18 protein-coding genes, 1 pseudogene and 2 riboswitches are annotated in these 15,704 nt (G+C 43.1%); of the genes and pseudogenes, 8 read left to right on the forward strand and 11 right to left on the reverse strand.

Annotated elements, in window-relative coordinates; all coding sequences use genetic code 11:
- Window positions 1-35: 35 nt before the first annotated feature.
- On the forward strand, window positions 36-1,013 hold the full coding sequence (locus MHI53_RS06840) for an aldose 1-epimerase (protein ID WP_340373094.1): 978 nt from the start codon (window positions 36-38) through the stop codon (window positions 1,011-1,013).
- Between the two features lie 34 nt (window positions 1,014-1,047).
- Here the strand turns inward: MHI53_RS06840 and MHI53_RS06845 are convergent, their stop codons facing one another.
- Entirely contained in the window at window positions 1,048-2,436 is a 1,389-nt protein-coding gene (locus tag MHI53_RS06845; RefSeq protein ID WP_061144446.1) for an amino acid permease, read from the reverse strand.
- Window positions 2,437-2,910: 474 nt separating this feature from the next.
- Here MHI53_RS06845 and MHI53_RS06850 point away from each other — a divergent pair, with 474 nt between their 5' ends.
- The 3 genes from MHI53_RS06850 to MHI53_RS06860 all read left to right on the forward strand — a co-directional run bounded on the left by MHI53_RS06850 (window position 2,911) and on the right by MHI53_RS06860 (window position 4,765).
- Window positions 2,911-3,078 carry a YezD family protein gene (locus tag MHI53_RS06850; protein WP_340373095.1) on the forward strand — a complete coding sequence of 56 codons (168 nt, stop codon included), beginning with the start codon at window positions 2,911-2,913 and terminating at the stop codon, window positions 3,076-3,078.
- A 171-nt stretch (window positions 3,079-3,249) separates the two neighbouring features.
- Window positions 3,250-4,035, forward strand: coding sequence for a serine hydrolase (locus MHI53_RS06855; RefSeq protein WP_340373096.1), 786 nt, complete (start codon window positions 3,250-3,252; stop codon window positions 4,033-4,035).
- 112 nt (window positions 4,036-4,147) lie between these two features.
- Window positions 4,148-4,765 (forward strand): YdcF family protein, encoded by a 618-nt coding sequence (locus MHI53_RS06860; protein WP_340373097.1) that lies wholly within the window; start codon window positions 4,148-4,150, stop codon window positions 4,763-4,765.
- Between the two features lie 64 nt (window positions 4,766-4,829).
- Here the strand turns inward: MHI53_RS06860 and MHI53_RS06865 are convergent, their stop codons facing one another.
- Window positions 4,830-5,090: a hypothetical protein gene (locus MHI53_RS06865; RefSeq protein WP_340373098.1), complete on the reverse strand. Its 261-nt coding sequence runs from the start codon at window positions 5,088-5,090 to the stop codon at window positions 4,830-4,832.
- A 298-nt stretch (window positions 5,091-5,388) separates the two neighbouring features.
- Here MHI53_RS06865 and cspC point away from each other — a divergent pair, with 298 nt between their 5' ends.
- Entirely contained in the window at window positions 5,389-5,589 is a 201-nt protein-coding gene (gene cspC, locus MHI53_RS06870) for a cold shock protein CspC (protein WP_010331195.1), read from the forward strand.
- Window positions 5,590-5,713: 124 nt separating this feature from the next.
- Here cspC and MHI53_RS06875 read toward each other — a convergent pair whose 3' ends face one another.
- The 4 genes and pseudogenes from MHI53_RS06875 to MHI53_RS06890 form a co-directional block, all read right to left on the reverse strand.
- On the reverse strand, window positions 5,714-5,881 hold the full coding sequence (locus MHI53_RS06875) for a hypothetical protein (RefSeq protein ID WP_169792904.1): 168 nt from the start codon (window positions 5,879-5,881) through the stop codon (window positions 5,714-5,716).
- Between the two features lie 345 nt (window positions 5,882-6,226).
- Window positions 6,227-7,459, reverse strand: a complete 1,233-nt coding sequence (locus MHI53_RS06880) for an aminopeptidase (RefSeq protein WP_061144450.1) — start codon at window positions 7,457-7,459, stop codon at window positions 6,227-6,229.
- Window positions 7,460-7,615: 156 nt separating this feature from the next.
- A pseudogene (locus tag MHI53_RS06885) lies at window positions 7,616-7,702 on the reverse strand (pyridine nucleotide-disulfide oxidoreductase); the annotation flags it as partial.
- A 277-nt stretch (window positions 7,703-7,979) separates the two neighbouring features.
- Window positions 7,980-9,467, reverse strand: a complete 1,488-nt coding sequence (locus MHI53_RS06890; RefSeq protein WP_340373099.1) for an aldehyde dehydrogenase family protein — start codon at window positions 9,465-9,467, stop codon at window positions 7,980-7,982.
- 256 nt (window positions 9,468-9,723) lie between these two features.
- Between MHI53_RS06890 and MHI53_RS06895 the strand changes: the two genes are divergently transcribed.
- Entirely contained in the window at window positions 9,724-10,929 is a 1,206-nt protein-coding gene (locus MHI53_RS06895) for an MFS transporter (protein WP_061144453.1), read from the forward strand.
- 37 nt (window positions 10,930-10,966) lie between these two features.
- On the opposite strand, the gene thiE is transcribed toward MHI53_RS06895, so the two are convergent.
- The 5 genes from thiE to tenA are packed head-to-tail and all read right to left on the reverse strand — an operon-like array spanning window position 10,967 to window position 14,399.
- Complete coding sequence (thiE, locus tag MHI53_RS06900) at window positions 10,967-11,599, reverse strand: thiamine phosphate synthase (RefSeq protein ID WP_340373100.1); 633 nt, start codon at window positions 11,597-11,599, stop codon at window positions 10,967-10,969.
- On the reverse strand, window positions 11,580-12,401 hold the full coding sequence (gene thiM, locus MHI53_RS06905; protein ID WP_340373101.1) for a hydroxyethylthiazole kinase: 822 nt from the start codon (window positions 12,399-12,401) through the stop codon (window positions 11,580-11,582). The genes thiE and thiM overlap by 20 nt, the downstream gene beginning before the upstream one ends.
- On the reverse strand, window positions 12,398-13,204 hold the full coding sequence (gene thiD / locus MHI53_RS06910) for a bifunctional hydroxymethylpyrimidine kinase/phosphomethylpyrimidine kinase (protein WP_340373102.1): 807 nt from the start codon (window positions 13,202-13,204) through the stop codon (window positions 12,398-12,400). Before thiD ends, thiM begins: the two co-directional genes overlap by 4 nt.
- Window positions 13,173-13,697 carry an energy coupling factor transporter S component ThiW gene (thiW, locus tag MHI53_RS06915; RefSeq protein ID WP_340373103.1) on the reverse strand — a complete coding sequence of 175 codons (525 nt, stop codon included), beginning with the start codon at window positions 13,695-13,697 and terminating at the stop codon, window positions 13,173-13,175. Before thiW ends, thiD begins: the two co-directional genes overlap by 32 nt.
- A 12-nt stretch (window positions 13,698-13,709) precedes the next feature.
- Window positions 13,710-14,399, reverse strand: coding sequence for a thiaminase II (gene tenA, locus MHI53_RS06920; protein ID WP_061144457.1), 690 nt, complete (start codon window positions 14,397-14,399; stop codon window positions 13,710-13,712).
- Between the two features lie 93 nt (window positions 14,400-14,492).
- Window positions 14,493-14,597, reverse strand: a riboswitch (TPP riboswitch).
- 149 nt (window positions 14,598-14,746) lie between these two features.
- Window positions 14,747-14,850: riboswitch (SAM riboswitch) on the forward strand.
- Window positions 14,851-15,011: 161 nt separating this feature from the next.
- Between tenA and MHI53_RS06925 the strand changes: the two genes are divergently transcribed.
- Both MHI53_RS06925 and MHI53_RS06930 read left to right on the forward strand, forming a co-directional pair.
- A complete protein-coding gene (locus MHI53_RS06925; protein WP_061144458.1) occupies window positions 15,012-15,200 on the forward strand; it encodes a Fur-regulated basic protein FbpA in 189 nt (62 codons plus the stop codon).
- Window positions 15,201-15,351: 151 nt separating this feature from the next.
- Window positions 15,352-15,639 (forward strand): aspartyl-phosphate phosphatase Spo0E family protein, encoded by a 288-nt coding sequence (locus MHI53_RS06930; RefSeq protein ID WP_340373104.1) that lies wholly within the window; start codon window positions 15,352-15,354, stop codon window positions 15,637-15,639.
- Window positions 15,640-15,704: the final 65 nt, after the last annotated feature.

Raw genomic sequence — 15,704 nt, forward strand, 5'->3', positions numbered from 1 at the left:
GATGGAAATGTGGGAAAGCCAAAGGGGGAGAGTATGTGACAGGTTACATAGAAGATACGACTTTCATTAAGGAAGAGGCCCTGAAATTCGGTAATGAACATGTGGAAGGAATACTTGTACCAGCATTGGGAAGCAATCTTCTTTCATTGAAGCTCAAGCATAAGGATATTCAAGTGCTGCGGACCCCCGATTGTTCTGAGGACTATAAAAAACTCCCGATATTATACGGGATGCCCATTTTATTTCCGCCAAACCGAATCGAAGATGGCCAATTTACTTATAAGCACACAACTTATAGGTTCCCTATCAATGAAAGGGAGAAGTCGAATCACATCCACGGATTTTTGCATGATAAGCCATGGAACGTCATCAAAAGGGAGGTAATCGGGAATAAAGTCCTCATCAAGACTGAGTTTTCTAGCCGGGATTTTCCTTATCTCAAAAAAAGCTTTCCGCAAGATATCGTGGTCAATATGTCATTGATATTAATCGATGATGGATTGGAGGTCCAATTGGAAATCCTCAATAACGGCCTTGAACCCTTTCCTTGGGGAGCCGGTTATCATACGGTATTCAATTTTCCTTTTGGAGCGGAAAGCCAAATCGGGAATTGCCGCATAGCTCTTCCTGTCAACAAGCATTGGGAATTGAATGAACGGTCTTTGCCCACTGGTAAAATCGGGGAATCGGCCAATAAAAAAGAAATCCAAAATGGATTTTGCCTGGAAGGACGGCTGTTTGATGATATATTCAGCTATGATGAGGAAAGCAATCTGAATAACGAATGCATACTTACGGATCAAGAGGCCGGCGTGCAGGTCATTTATCATGTCGACCATCATTATAAATTTTGGGTATTGTTCAATCAGGATGGGTTCGTATGCCCTGAACCCTATACATGGGTAACGAATGCACCCAATCTTGATTTGTCAGCTGGATTCACCGGGGTGAAGGATCTGGGAACAGGGGAAAAAGTTTTGCTGAAAACGAAACTGGTGTTGAAGGAGATATGAAAAAACACCCTGGCAGAAGCCAAGGTGTTTGCGGTTATGCTTTTTTTCTCATCCACAGCGGGTATAGAAGCAGTCCAAGTACGTAGAGGGCAATGCCAAGTATGAATGTGTGCATATCGGCTGTGCCTGTCTTGACGACCCAGATGGAGTACACTAATGCTAGGATGGTGATGGCCCCATCGCGAACCCTTGAACCCTTCATGATGTCATAGGTTTCCCCAGTCAAGACCAACTTCAATTGATACAGGACCGATGCAAGATAAGGAATCAAGTAGGCAAGTGTTGCGACGATCATGGAGAATTTATAGGCTTCCAAAATCGTACCGGAAATGGTCGAGAATAAGAAAATCTGTGTCATGATATTCGTTATTGTCATGGATCGGACAGGAGTGCCATTTTTGTTCGCTTTGCCGAAATAGGCAGGAAAAAGATCTGATTTCGCTGCTTGGTATGGAACTTCAGATGCAACGACAATCCATCCGATCGTAGAACCCAATAGCGAGATGACGGCAAGAGCGGCCATCAAATAGGTGCCGCTTGAGCCGACTACCGATTGCAATGCGTCTACGAGCGGTTTTTGTGAAACCTTCAGTTCTTCTTGTGAAATGGCACCCATCGTCAATAAAGTGATGCCTATATAAATGGAAACGGCGATAAGCAAACCAATGATTGTCGCTTTTTTTACATCAGTTTGTGATTTGGCACGGTTTGAAAGCATGACGGCCGCTTCAATCCCGATGAAGGCCCATAAAGCTGAAATCGCAGCAGCATTAACTTGAGCACCTAAAGAAATCGATGTACCTGCCTTATCATAAAATTCGCCGCCGTTTCCTAGGTTGGAAGAATCAAAGATGAATATCGTGATGATGATGAAAAACAAGAATCCGATCACTTTTGTAATCGTAGCAAAAAGATTCAGTTTACCAGCGCTGTTAAAGCTCCTTACGAGGATTGCCTGAATCCCCCAAAGGACGATGGTACATACTGCAAATGTCAGCGCTCTTCCAAGCTCCAGTTGGAAGGAACCCGCTGAATAAATCACTTTCGTACTATGCATCACAGGAAAAAACGTCGATAGATATCCAGCAAATGAAATGATGACGGATGCTGTCGCCGCCCAATTCGCCGCCCAATATCCCCAAGCCATGCTATAGCCTGAAATCCTTCCTTTTGCAGGGGATTTAAACAATGATTGAGCATAGCTTTGAGGACCTGCCTTCAACTCCGGTTTCCGGACAGCCAAGTTGCCGAATACGAGCGCTATTAAGAATACACCAAGTCCTGTAACGATCCAGGCCAATGTTGCCCCTAATGGACTGGATACCTGTGCTAATTGGGCAGGTAGCATGAAGATTCCGCCGCCGACCATATTTCCAACTACGAAAGTGGTTAAGATCAATAAACCCCATTTTTTATTTACCATATATAATCGTACCTTTCTTGAATGCAATGTGTGTTTGATTTCCGACAACTTATACTAATATAGTATATCGTAAACAGTTTAGTTTGGTAAAGTGGTAAATAAGTAAAATGTTAAAGACGGACTAATCAGAAAATTTCGTTGTGTTCTTGACAAAAGGAAGAGATTGGATTATATTAATTAATACCAAGTTAGTTGGTAAGAATAATAAGCTTTATAACTTCGTATTTGGAAATTCCTTTAAATATTGCCGATTAGTCAACTAAAGGCGCCCTTACATCTAATTGATTAGATGCTGGGTGCCTTTTGTTTTTCAAGTGCAAGGGAGGGGCTATGTTCGGATTATTCTTATTTCCGAAAAATCAATGAAAGTAAAATAGGTAAACCGTTTTCCTCAAGAAAACATGGTAAAGGGGAATCTCTTTTTGACATTAGGCATGTCCGAAGCTTTATTACCAGTAGTAAAGGGGAGATAAAATGGAAAAGAAAGAAGAACTGAAAATCAGGCATATCATTTCAAGTTTGGAATCTCTTCAATATGGATCCGTGATCATAACGGTCCACGATGGGGAAATCACCCAGGTGGATACAACTGAAAAGAAACGGTTCCCATTAGGAAAGGGCCGGGCTGTAAAAGCTAGATGAATATCGGTGTTAGGGAGCTTTCATGCGAGAGCTCTTTTTTTCGTTCTGATATATAAATTTAGAGAAATTGGAATATTGCAGAAGAAAGTACTGCAATTGACATGGTAGAATAAGTTAGGGAATAGAACCGTCATTAGAGGGTTTGGTTAAACAAGGAGGAAGAGGGATTCGATGACATTACAAATGATCGAAAATGATATATGGGCATTAGTTGATGCATTTGACGGCAACATTGCTTATAAAATTGAATCTGGTTTTGGTGATATGATTGGTTATCAAGAGGAAGACTCGTTTCAATCTGCAAGTTTGATCAAAATACCAATGATCATCGAAGGGTATCGGCAAAGTGAACGAAAAAACATCTATTTGAATCAACCAGTGACCATACCCCCGAATGCAGTGACTGGGGGATCGGGGGTCCTGCATGCATTATCCAATAAAGTATTTTTAACGGTTGAGGACTTATTGACCTTGATGATAACGGTTTCCGACAATACAGCGACGAATATGATGATGAGCTTGTTGGGAATTGATGAAATCAATCGATGCATCCAGGAGCTGGGTTTGAAGCATACCATCCTTGGAAGGAAAATGCAGGATTTTAAGGCATTAAAAGAGGGGCGGGACAATACGATTTCGGCGGAAGATACGATTACTTGCCTAAAAGCGATACATACAGGGGACTTTTTAACGAAAGAAAGCCAGGAAAGAATATTGCGCGTTTTTGACAATCAGCAATTAAGAGATAAACTTCCATCACTGATGGGCAGAGGAGTGAAGGTCGCAAGCAAAACAGGCGGAATTCGGGGCGTTTCCCATGATTGTGCAATCATTCGCTCGGAGACTCAAACTGTTTATGCGGCCGTTCTTACTGAAAATATGAAATCGGAGGAAGAAAGCCGGCAAGTAATCAGCAAAATTGGCAAGCTGATTTACGATCATATGGTGGCGGAATAGATTGTCGCTGTTGTGCCGGGGTATCACGATCTTGGAAAAGGGAGAGGAGTTTATATGCACGGCTCCCTTTTCCATGGTGATGCCGCTGTCTTATAGGAGGGTTTGGGGATTCATGTTGTATAACGAACGTGAATCGAAACGGTCAAAAGCGGTGAAGAAGGCAGTGAAATCATTCATAATCGTTGCTGTATTGGTAATGGTGTATTTTGGCTTTCTGCACCTGAAAATCCAGGAAAGCAAGCACCAGGATATTCCTGAGGGGGCCGATTACCTGATTATTCTTGGGGCAAGGGTCAAAGGCTCCGTTCCATCATTATCTTTACAATATCGGATTGATAAAGCGTCCGAGTACTTATTGGCGAATAAGCAGACAGTAGCCATCGTATCCGGCGGCAAAGGCCCCGGTGAGGACATATCTGAAGCACAAGCGATGCAGCGGGGGCTGATTGAAAAGGGGATTGAAGGGACTCGTATCATTATGGAAGACAAATCGACGACAACTTATGAGAATATAGTGTTCGCTAAAAAATTCATTCCTGATCAAGCAGCAACCGGCGTGATCGTCAGTAATGATTTTCATATTTACCGGGCAGTTGCAATAGCGACCAAAGAAGGCCTGAATATAAAGGGAATACCGGCAAAAACACCAAAAGTATCCGTGCCGAAATCATATTTCCGCGAATATCTGGCGATCACGAAATACTATTTGACAGAGTTGATACGTTCGTGAACTCTCCTTCGTCAAAACTCAAATTCCCTTCCCTTTCAAGAAAAGGGTGGGAATTTCTTTTTTTTCATTCGACTTCGATAACAACATGGGGCACTTCCCAAAATTCTTTTTCTTGGTAAATCTCCTGAAGTGTTTTATAAATGGGATAGCCTGTATAGGAAATCTCGACCCGTTCATCGGCATCCACTTCATCCACATCAATATCATCAACAAAGCCAAGTTGATCATCAATTTCCATTAAATAATACCCAAGGGCTTCATACCCGCTATTGGCTACGATGACCTTACTATCAAACCCGCTATTGGAAACTTTGTAATATTTCATCGCTTGACCTCCTAAGTTGTTATTTTGTATGTTTATTCGCACTTTTTCATATACTCTGATATACCCGTTCTTCCACATCTGAATCATGGTGGGTAAAATAAAGAAAATTAATAATGAAGGATAAACAATGGATTTCCTATGGTCACATTGAAAATATCATTGGATCATTTGCTATCTTAATCATTTCATGTTAATCTAATAAAGAATTGTTTTTGATTGTGGAAGAGGATACTAGTTATTTTCCAAATGATTGAAAATAGTAATACAATGTGTGTTATGCACTAGGAGGCAACAAATTATGGAACAAGGTACAGTAAAATGGTTTAACGCAGAAAAAGGTTTTGGATTCATCGAGCGTGAAAATGGAGACGACGTATTCGTACATTTCTCAGCAATCCAAAGCGAAGGCTTCAAATCTTTAGACGAAGGTCAAAAAGTAACTTTCGACGTTGAGCAAGGTGCTCGTGGAGCTCAAGCTGCTAACGTTCAAAAAGCTTAATTTATAATTAAATCGTAACCTATATGAACAGATCCCTTGATAGGGGTCTGTTTTTTATTATGGAGAAAAAAGAAAAAGGCATTAAAAAACCCACTCTTGAGCCGAGTAGGGTTTTACGACATTATTAGGCCTTTTTTAATTCTTCCTCAAAGAAAAAAGTGGTCGGATGTTCTTTTACAGTATAAGAATATCTTTTCATATTTTTCACATATGCCCATTTATTAATGGTCACTAATTCATCAGTATCCTGAATGGTTACCGTTTCGCCAGTATTATACTTATTGCTTTTCAATTTATGCACCCTCTTTACTAATAGTATAACATATTTGGATATAAAAAATGTGTCCAAGATATTCCAAACATTCATTTAAGTAAAGGCAAGGGCGGAAATGGCGAGGCTTGATTTATGAGTGCCGTCAATTTCCTGCTCATATTTTTCAGGGTATGGGAAAAACTTCATATTCGTTTAACATAAAAGGTTTCCGATAGGGCGATTTTGTCTCAAATGATGCTGCTTCAGCAGAAAACAGTCCGGCCATGTAGATGATTGCCTGAAGCGTTCCAATTAAACAATAACAGCCACGTGTATACCTTGTTCTAAGGCAACACGTGGCTGTTGCAATTGGGAATGAGTTAATTAAAAAGCCCAATCCCCATTACGGAAGACAGGTTCCGAAGTGCCGTCCTGTTTGATGCCGTCGATGTTCATGTGCTCCGAGCCAATCATGAAATCAACGTGTGCAAGGCTTTCATTCAGGCCATTTTCGGCAAGTTCTTCTGGACTCATGTTTTTCCCGCCTTCAATACAGAACGCATAGGAGCTGCCGATGGCGAGATGGTTTGATGCGTTTTCATCGAATAGGGTATTGAAGAATAAGACATTGGATTGGGAAATAGGTGAGTTGAATGGAACCAGTGCCACTTCGCCTAGATAATGTGAACCTTCATCCGTTGCCACCAATTGCTTTAGGATTTCTTCCCCTTCTTCGGCTTGTACTTCGACGATCCGTCCTTCTTTGAAAGTCACGGAAAATTTATCGATGATATTTCCGCTGTAACTAAGTGGTTTCGTGCTTGAAACCGTGCCGTTAACGCCTGTTTTTAATGGGACGGTAAATACTTCTTCGGTAGGCATGTTGGCCATGAACTCATGCCCATGTTGATTGACGCTTCCTGCGCCGACCCAAAGGTGCTTGTCAGGCAATTCGATGGTCAAATCCGTTCCTGGTGCTGTATAATGCAATTTTTGGTAACGCTTTTCATTTAGATAATCAACCTTTTCATGCAGGGTGTCATCATGGCTTTTCCAGGCAGCTACGGGATCTTTCACATCGACGCGAACTGCTTTGAAGATGGCTTCCCATAGCTTGGCGACGCGTGTTCCTTCCGCTTCTTCAGGAAATACTTTAGCGGCCCAGGCCTCTGAAGGGACGGCGACTATTGACCAGCTTACTTTATCGGATTGCATATATTGGCGCCACTTCTTCAGGGCAGTCCCTGATGCTTTTTGGAAGTTGGCCATCCTTTCAGGCTGAACACCTTTCAATAGGTCCGGGCTTGAAGAGATGACGGAAAGATAAGCAGCTCCGTTTTCGGCCAGTTCAATCGTTTCTTCTGCACGCCATTTCGGATATTCATTGAAAACCTCATCCGGTGCCATTTCAAATTTGGTACGTGAAACGGTATCGTCATTCCAATTTACGATGACATTGCGGGCACCGCTTTCATATGCCTTTTTTACGATAAGACGGACAAGCTCTGCGCCTTCTAACGTAGTGTTGATGACTAGCGTTTGATCTGGTTGGATATTAACCCCTACCTTGACGGCAAGTTCAGCGTATTTTTCTAAATTCGTTTGAAAGTCACTCATCACTTCAAAACCCCTTTTCCATTTTCTACATTTATCATTGTACTTTTTGTCAGTAAAAAAAGAAACTTTTACGACATTCTGTGGGGAATAATCCCACAAGGGGTTCATGAAAACTGGCGGAAGTCAGATTCAATCAGCCGTTTTTTAGGAGCAAGATCATTTTTTCAATACATCATGGTCCACATAACGTTCACCATTGATTTCACTGAGGAGGTTAATGGCCACTCTGGCACCATCGCCGGCTTCCCGTAGGCCCTCCTGGTTATGCTGGCATCGGTATCAAGGAGCATGTTTTCCCGAAAAGGTGGCTGCACATCCCCCAGCGGTCCCATGTGCCGACACTAGCAATATCATACATAGGAAAAAAACTCCTTTTCTATCTTTCATTTTATCAAACCTAAAGAGGGAAAGACTATTGAAAAGATTCGAATAAACGAAATAATATAATCATTTGATTTTGTTGGCATAAAGAAAAGAGGATCCCTTTTGGGACCCCCTTTCTAAATCCGAATCAAGAAATTCACTTACTCAAATTGATCCAGACACTTTTGACTTCGGAATAGTTTTCAAGTGCATACGATCCCATTTCACGTCCGATTCCGGATTGTTTGTAGCCTCCGAATGGGGAAGCGGCGTCAAATGCATTGTAACAGTTCACCCAAACCGTACCGGCCCGGAGTTTTCCGGCAACATAGTGGGCATTGGCCAAGTCGCTTGTCCATAAGCCGGCAGCCAAGCCATATTCACTGGCATTTGCCCGATTGATGACATCGTCTAAATCCTCGTATGGCATTGCGGCTATGACCGGCCCGAAAATCTCTTCCTTGGCAATGGTCATTTCCTCTTCAACGCCAGCGAAAATGGTAGGGGAGACAAAGTAGCCTTGTTCACCTGGTTTATTGCCGCCGACAAGAACTTCAGCACCTTCGTTTTTCCCCTTTTCAATATAGCCCATTACCCGGTTTTGCTGTTCCGCTGAAACAAGCGGTCCGATTTGTGTATTGGGATCTAGACCTGCCCCTTGTTTGATGTTTTGGGCATGACTGGCCATATCGGCAACGACATTGTCATAATGTTTCTTTTGAATGTAGACCCTTGAGCCTGCACAGCATACCTGCCCTTGGTTGAACATGACTCCATTAAGGGCTCCGGGGATTGCTTTTGAGAAATCGGCATCGGGAAGGATGATGTTTGGAGATTTTCCTCCAAGCTCCAATGTGACCCGTTTCAAGGAATAGGAAGCGGAACGCATGATCAGTTTTCCGACTTCGGTCGATCCAGTAAAGGCAATTTTGTTTACTTGAGGATGGTCGACAAGTGCTTGTCCGGCCGTTTCACCAAAACCAGGAACGATATTGACGACGCCATCCGGGAAACCGGCTTCCGCGATTAATTCAGCTAAATAAAGGGCGGATAGGGGAGTTTGCTCCGCTGGCTTCAAGATGACCGTACAGCCTGTCGCAAGTGCCGCCCCAAGCTTCCACATCGCCATGAGAAGCGGAAAGTTCCAAGGGATGATTTGGCCCACAACACCGACGGGCTCATGTTTCGTATAATTAAAATAGTTTCCGCTAACGGGAATGGTCTGTCCGACAATCTTGGTGGACCAGCCGGCGAAATATCTCATATGTTCAATCGCCAAAGGAATGTCAGCATTGGTGGTTTCACTGATTGGCTTTCCATTATCCAATGTTTCCAGTTGGGCGAGCTCGGTTTTATTTTCTTCCATTAAATCTGCTAGTTTATACATAAGCCTGCTGCGGGTTGCTGCGCTCATCCTGGACCAAGGACCTTCGTCGAATGCCTTGCGTGCAGCTTTAACGGCTAAATCAATGTCTTCTTTATCGGCTTCAAATACATCGGCAAGTTTTTGTCCTGTGGCAGGATTGGGCGTGGAGAAGGTTTTTTTTGAAGCACTTTCTACGAATTGGCCATTAATATAAAGCTTTTTTGGCCCGGTTAAAAATTTTTGCAGCTTTCCACTTACTTCTAACGTTAGATTTGTCATTAATTACCCTCCTGAATTTGATTATCTTGGGCAAGACATGATGACTTCTTGTTAACGCTATATGCCAATTATTATCATAAATCAAAAATAAGGAATATTCAAATTATATGATTCCAGATTCTGTTAGCGGCGTTGTTTCTATCCGTCAAAACTTTTTGTCATGACATCTGTATTTACTATAGCAAAAAAGAAAGTTAATAGGTAAAATGAATAAGGATAAAATAACGAGAAGGTCTAAAGGTTTCAGGAGGATTATATGGGAAATGATGCGAAAACGATCTCACAGCGGAAATTGCTTGGTGTTGCGGGACTTGGTTGGATGTTCGATGCACTTGATGTCGGTATGCTTTCCTTCATCATTGTTGCATTGAAACAGGAATGGAGCTTAACCAGTGAACAGGTTGGCTGGATAGGAAGCATAAATTCCATCGGGATGGCTGTTGGAGCCGTTTTCTTTGGGATGATGGCCGATAGGGTCGGAAGGAAGAATGTCTTCATCATTACATTATTATTATTTTCGATTGCAAGTGGTTTGTCTGCAGCAGTCAGTACACTCAGTTTGTTCTTGATTTTGCGATTTTTGATCGGAATGGGATTAGGAGGGGAGCTTCCGGTTGCCTCGACATTGGTTTCGGAAAGTGTTGAAGCAAGTAAAAGGGGGAGGGTCGTCGTCCTGCTTGAAAGCTTCTGGGCGGTTGGCTGGATATTGGCGGCACTGATTTCCTTTTTCATCATTCCGGCTTATGGCTGGCGGGTTGCACTTCTTTTAAGTGCCGTTCCAGCTTTATATGCGCTGTATCTGCGTATAAAATTGCCAGATTCACCCAAATATAACGAGCTTGAAAAGAAGATGAGGCCTTCTGCATTCAGTAATTTGAAAAGTGTCTGGAAAAAGGAATATCTGCGCCAGACAATCGTATTGTGGATATTATGGTTTTGTGTCGTCTTTTCCTATTATGGAATGTTTTTATGGCTGCCGAGTGTCATGGTCCTAAAGGGCTTCAGCATGATCCAAAGCTTCGAATATGTATTGATCATGACGCTTGCACAGCTACCGGGCTATTTTTCGGCAGCATGGCTGATTGAAAAGGCAGGACGTAAATTCGTTCTGATCACATACTTGATCGGTACGGCCATCAGTGCCTATTTCTTTGGCTCGGCCGAAGAGTTAGCTCTCCTTATTGCATCTGGAATGTTTCTGTCATTCTTCAATCTGGGAGCATGGGGTGCACTTTATGCATATACACCTGAGCAGTACCCAACCGCGGTTCGAGGTACAGGCACTGGGTTAGCGGCCGGCATCGGCAGGATAGGCGGTGTCCTCGGACCCTTGCTTGTCGGGTATTTGGTTGCTTCAAGCACTCCGATTTCAACGATTTTCACTATTTTTACAATCGCCATTCTCGTGGGTGCCATTGCAGTAGCCTTCGGTAAAGAAACAAAGAATACCGTTTTGACATAAAGATGGAGGGGACTGAATGTTAGTCCCCTCTTTTGCGTCATGTGAATACTTTTATCCTTTCTAAAAGGGATGTGGAAGCCTCCCGCGGATTTTTTGCATTCATGATGGCTGAAACCACGGCGGCTCCGGCCAGGCCTTTATCAGTAAGTGAGGCAATGTTATCGGTATTGATGCCCCCGATGGCCACGGCTGGAATTGATACGCTTCGGCAGATTTCCTCCAATTCGCGGATCGCCATTGGCGTTGCATCTTGCTTTGTCTTCGTAGGGAAAACCGAACCAACGCCGATATAGTCCGCTCCATCTCGTTCCGCTTCGAGAGCTTCCTTCAGATTCGAAACGGATACACCGATAATCATTTCTTCTGGGACCATTTGCTTGATGACGGAAAGCGGGAGGTCATCCTGGCCAATATGTATCCCGTCCGCGCCAATAGCAAGGGCTATATCCACCCGGTCATTAATGATCAGGGGAGTGGACAATTCGTTCAATACCTGCTTTAAGGCCGCAGCTTTTCTATAAAAGGACAGGGATGAATTGTTCTTCTCCCTAAGTTGTACAGCCGAAACGCCACCAGCAATCGATTCCGAGATGATTTTGGTCAAGTTTACAATATCTATCGACTCTTCCGTAACTAAATATAGGCTTAAATCAATGTGTGATTTTTTCATTCATTTTCACCTCATTCATCCACATTTCCTTATCCATTCTTGATATTGCGTCAATTAAGCGCACCCGAAAGGTTCCTGTGCCTTCATGCTTTTGCAAGGTTTCAGCAGCGATCTCCCCTGAAATGCTCATCGTCGAGATTCCGGCAACTGCTGCAGCATAATAGTCGTCCGTGATTCCGGAAAAGGCGCCGATAAGTGCGGTGGCCATACATCCCGTGCCTGTTACATTCGTTAATAGAACGTTCCCGTTATCAATGAGGGATGTGTGCTTCCCGTTACTAACAGCGTCGATAGCCCCGCTGACCACGACGACACTATTCAACTCCTTTGCCGCAGCTGCAGCAAGAGCCTCATTGCTAATCGCCAGTTCCTCTGAGTCGACTCCCCGTGTAACGATATCGCCGCCGATCAAACGGTGAATCTCGCTCGCATTACCGCGGATGATCTGGAAGGAGACCTTCTTTAGAAGCTCACTGGCTTTCTCTGTTCGATACGGTGTGGCGCCGACTCCCACAGGATCCAAAATGACCGGGATATTTCTGGAGTTTGCCGTCCTACCGGCTATCTCCATGGCTTCCAGGGATTTTTCATCAATCGTACCGAAATTCAGGACAAGTGCATCCGCCAACTTGACCATCGCTTCGACTTCCTTGGGACTGGATGTCATCACAGGTGATCCACCGATGGCAAGCGTGGCATTTGCACAATCGTTGACCGTAACAAAGTTGGTGATTTGGTGTACAAGTGGTTTTCTTTCTTTTACCTTTTCAAACAAGTCAGCTGCCGAAAACTTTATATTCATATGGATTCACTCCGTTCTTTTTTTGAAAATGAATGAAAATGATGGACAGGCCCATGTCCCCCTCCTATTGAAAAACTATTCCGTATCGCTTCGGAGATATACAGCTTGGCCTGCACGATCGACTCTTGCAGCGATTGTCCATTAGCCAAGTTGGATGCAATGGCGGAGGAGAGGGTACAGCCAGTCCCGTGAGTGTTTTTCGTATGGATTCTTTCTCCTTTTATCCAGTGAAAGTTCTTTCCATCATAAAAGAGGTCGTTTGGGTTTCCCTCTGCATGCCCCCCTTTAAGTAAAACGGCATTGGAACCCAATTCAATCAAGGATAAACAAGCCTTGTAAAAGTCTTGCTCCGTTCGAATCGATAAACCAGTAAGTACCTCCGCCTCCGGTACATTAGGGGTGATGAGCGTTGCAAGCGGGAGCAAGTTCGTTTTTAGGGCAGTAACGGCTTTTCCGTCCAGCAAATGGTGGCCGCTTTTGGAAATCATGACTGGGTCAAGGATGACGATGGCCGGTAAGTAGGTATTAAGAGCTTCAGCGACTGTTTCGACGATTTCTTTTGAACCAAGCATGCCGATTTTTACTGCATCGACGTGTATATCTTCGAAAACGGCAGCCATTTGATCAGTGATGATATCCGTGTCGATCGCCTGAACGGAACGAACTTCCTTTGTGTTTTGTGCAGTGACGGCCGTGATGACGGACATCCCGAAGATCCCATGTGCAGAAAATGTTTTGATATCGGCTTGTATCCCTGCGCCGCCCCCTGAGTCAGAGCCTGCGATGGTTAATGCTTTTTTCATGGAAAAACCCCTTCACATAAGTATTTTTCAATAATATTTTCAGTAAAATGAAAGCGAAAATGGCACCTGCCATTGAACTAAGCATAAAAGCTGGCATAATGCCAAAAAGAGCTGCTTTTTCCCCTAAGAGGAGTACCGCGATCGGATAACAGGCAAGCGAACCTAGAAGGCCGGTCCCCGTCACTTCCCCTAGACAGGCGAAAGTCAATCGCTTGGTTTTACGGTAAAGGAACGCAGCCAGCAGTGCACCGATCATACTGCCAGGAAAGGCGAAAAGTGATCCCGTACCAGATATATTTCTCAACAAGGAAACGAGGAAAGCTTGCGTAACCGCATAGGCAGGGCCGAGTAAAACAGCTGTCAGGACATTGGCCAGGTGCTGAATCGGAAAAGCTTTCACAAATCCTACCGGGATGAATATAAAGGAACTGGTTATAGTCGTTATGGCTGTGATCATTGCCGTCAACGTCATTTTTCTGATTGTGTTGATCATCATGTCTACGACCTACAAGGGCCAATCCTGCTCATTTTGAACCATGTCCCAGAATAAATATTCGTAGCGGGAGGTCACCAAGAAGTGCTTTTCCAGTCTCTGCAGTTCTTTTTCAGGCATCCCTTCCGTCAATTCCTCCAATAAAGCAATCAGCCACTTATGTGCTTCACCGAATTCTGGGGAGGAATAGGATTCAATCCATTTTGCATAGGGGTTGTTATCCAAATTCTTGCCATTTCGTTCTTTTAAAAGCAGACCGATTTCATAATAATCCCAGGCACAAGGGAGAAGACAGGCGATTAAATCTGCCAAAGTACCATGTTGAGCAGCATTCAGCATGTAACCCGAATAGGCAAGGGTAGTGGGAGTAGGTTCCGTATCTTCCAATTGCTGTGAAGTAATTCCGAACTCCAAGGCATAATGCCTATGGATATCCATTTCGACCTGTATCGTTTCATTCAAGATTTCCGCAAACTTTGCCATGGTTTCAACATTATGCGCTTTAATGACACCTAAAGCGAAAAGCTTGGAATAATCCATCAAATAGATATAGTCCTGCTTCAAGTAATAAGCAAACTTATGTTCAGGAAGCGTTCCGGTTCCGATAGCTTGGACAAAGGGATGTGAATGGTTCCTTTCCCAAATTTCCTTTGCGCGTGCATGAAGTCTGTCACTGAAGGTTTCTGTTTTAATATTTTTCATGTTCATCCCCCTTTATATGGAAAGATTATTTAGGGCCAATAAAAAACCCCCGTTCCTGAATAACGGAACGGGGCAGATGGATATAGCCGGAATGGGCGATCTCATCCACTTTCCTCCGCCGGTATGAGCCGGTTCAGGTTCAAAGGGTCCGGAAATTACTTCCATCTCAGTCTTGACAAGACTCCCCTAGTGGTGTGCATTGTATGTAATTACTGCCATCATATCAGAAAGCCAAGAAAATGCAACCCGCCTTTGAAAGGGAAGAGAGTGGAAAAAAGGGGAACGAGGCAATTGACTTTTGTGAATTATTGGGATAAGATAATGTTCACATCATTTATATAATTGAATTCTTATCCAGAGAGGTGGAGGGACTTGGCCCTATGAAACCTCGGCAGCAGACCCATATGGGAACTGTGCTACATCCAACAAGCGATCGCTTGGAAGATAAGAAGAGCCGTCCGGACCCTGTCAGCCTCTTCTTTAATTGAAGAGGCTTTTATTTTTGTAAAATAGTGTTTAAGGACATAATAGAAAAGGTATATATAATTTGGTGAAATTGAAACTTGTTAAGGTAGCTTAGGCTTTAAGCTGACAAGGAAAGGAGCCATTAATATGGCAGAAGTATTTAAGTGGATCGAACAGAGGAAGGCGTTGCTGATAGAAGAGCTATTGGCGAAGGGTGTATACAAAACCTCTGATGAAAGGCACCTTTATGATGCCCCTTTAAAAGTATTGGAAGATGAATATAAGATCGTTATAAATAGGTCTGATAGCGAGTCTCCTACAGAATGGATGACATAGCAAGAAGCAGGCGATCATTCAATAAAGATCATGTATATAGAAGTATAGAAGGAAGCATTCGCAGTGTACAGTGGTGAATGCTTTTTTATATGGAAAGATTGTTGTCACAAAAAATACATATTTTAAGGATATTATAGGAGTTTTGTCACATTTGACCGCTAAAATAACACATTTTTACCACTCGAAAATAGTTGATTTTAACTACGAGTTTCATTATGATGGAAAGTGTAAAAATATTGAATATATGGGAGGTGTATATAAATTGCTTTCCAAAAAGGTTACCCCTGAAAGAATAGAAGAGAAGAGACAAGAGATGATGGAGTTGGCAAATATTTTTGGTATAAACAGTCTTCTGACGATTCAAGCTAGTCAAGAATTGGATATCCTTTTAAACGCGTTAACGAAGAATAGGAAAGCTGAATATTCAGGAAATTCCTAGGTTTTCTTGAATTCGTGAATCTGGTATACACATGATGGTGGAGTTTTCCGTGTAAACAAAAAAAC

Origin of the sequence: Peribacillus sp. FSL E2-0218 (assembly GCF_037992945.1) — a bacterium.
Classification (GTDB): domain Bacteria; phylum Bacillota; class Bacilli; order Bacillales; family DSM-1321; genus Peribacillus; species Peribacillus simplex_B.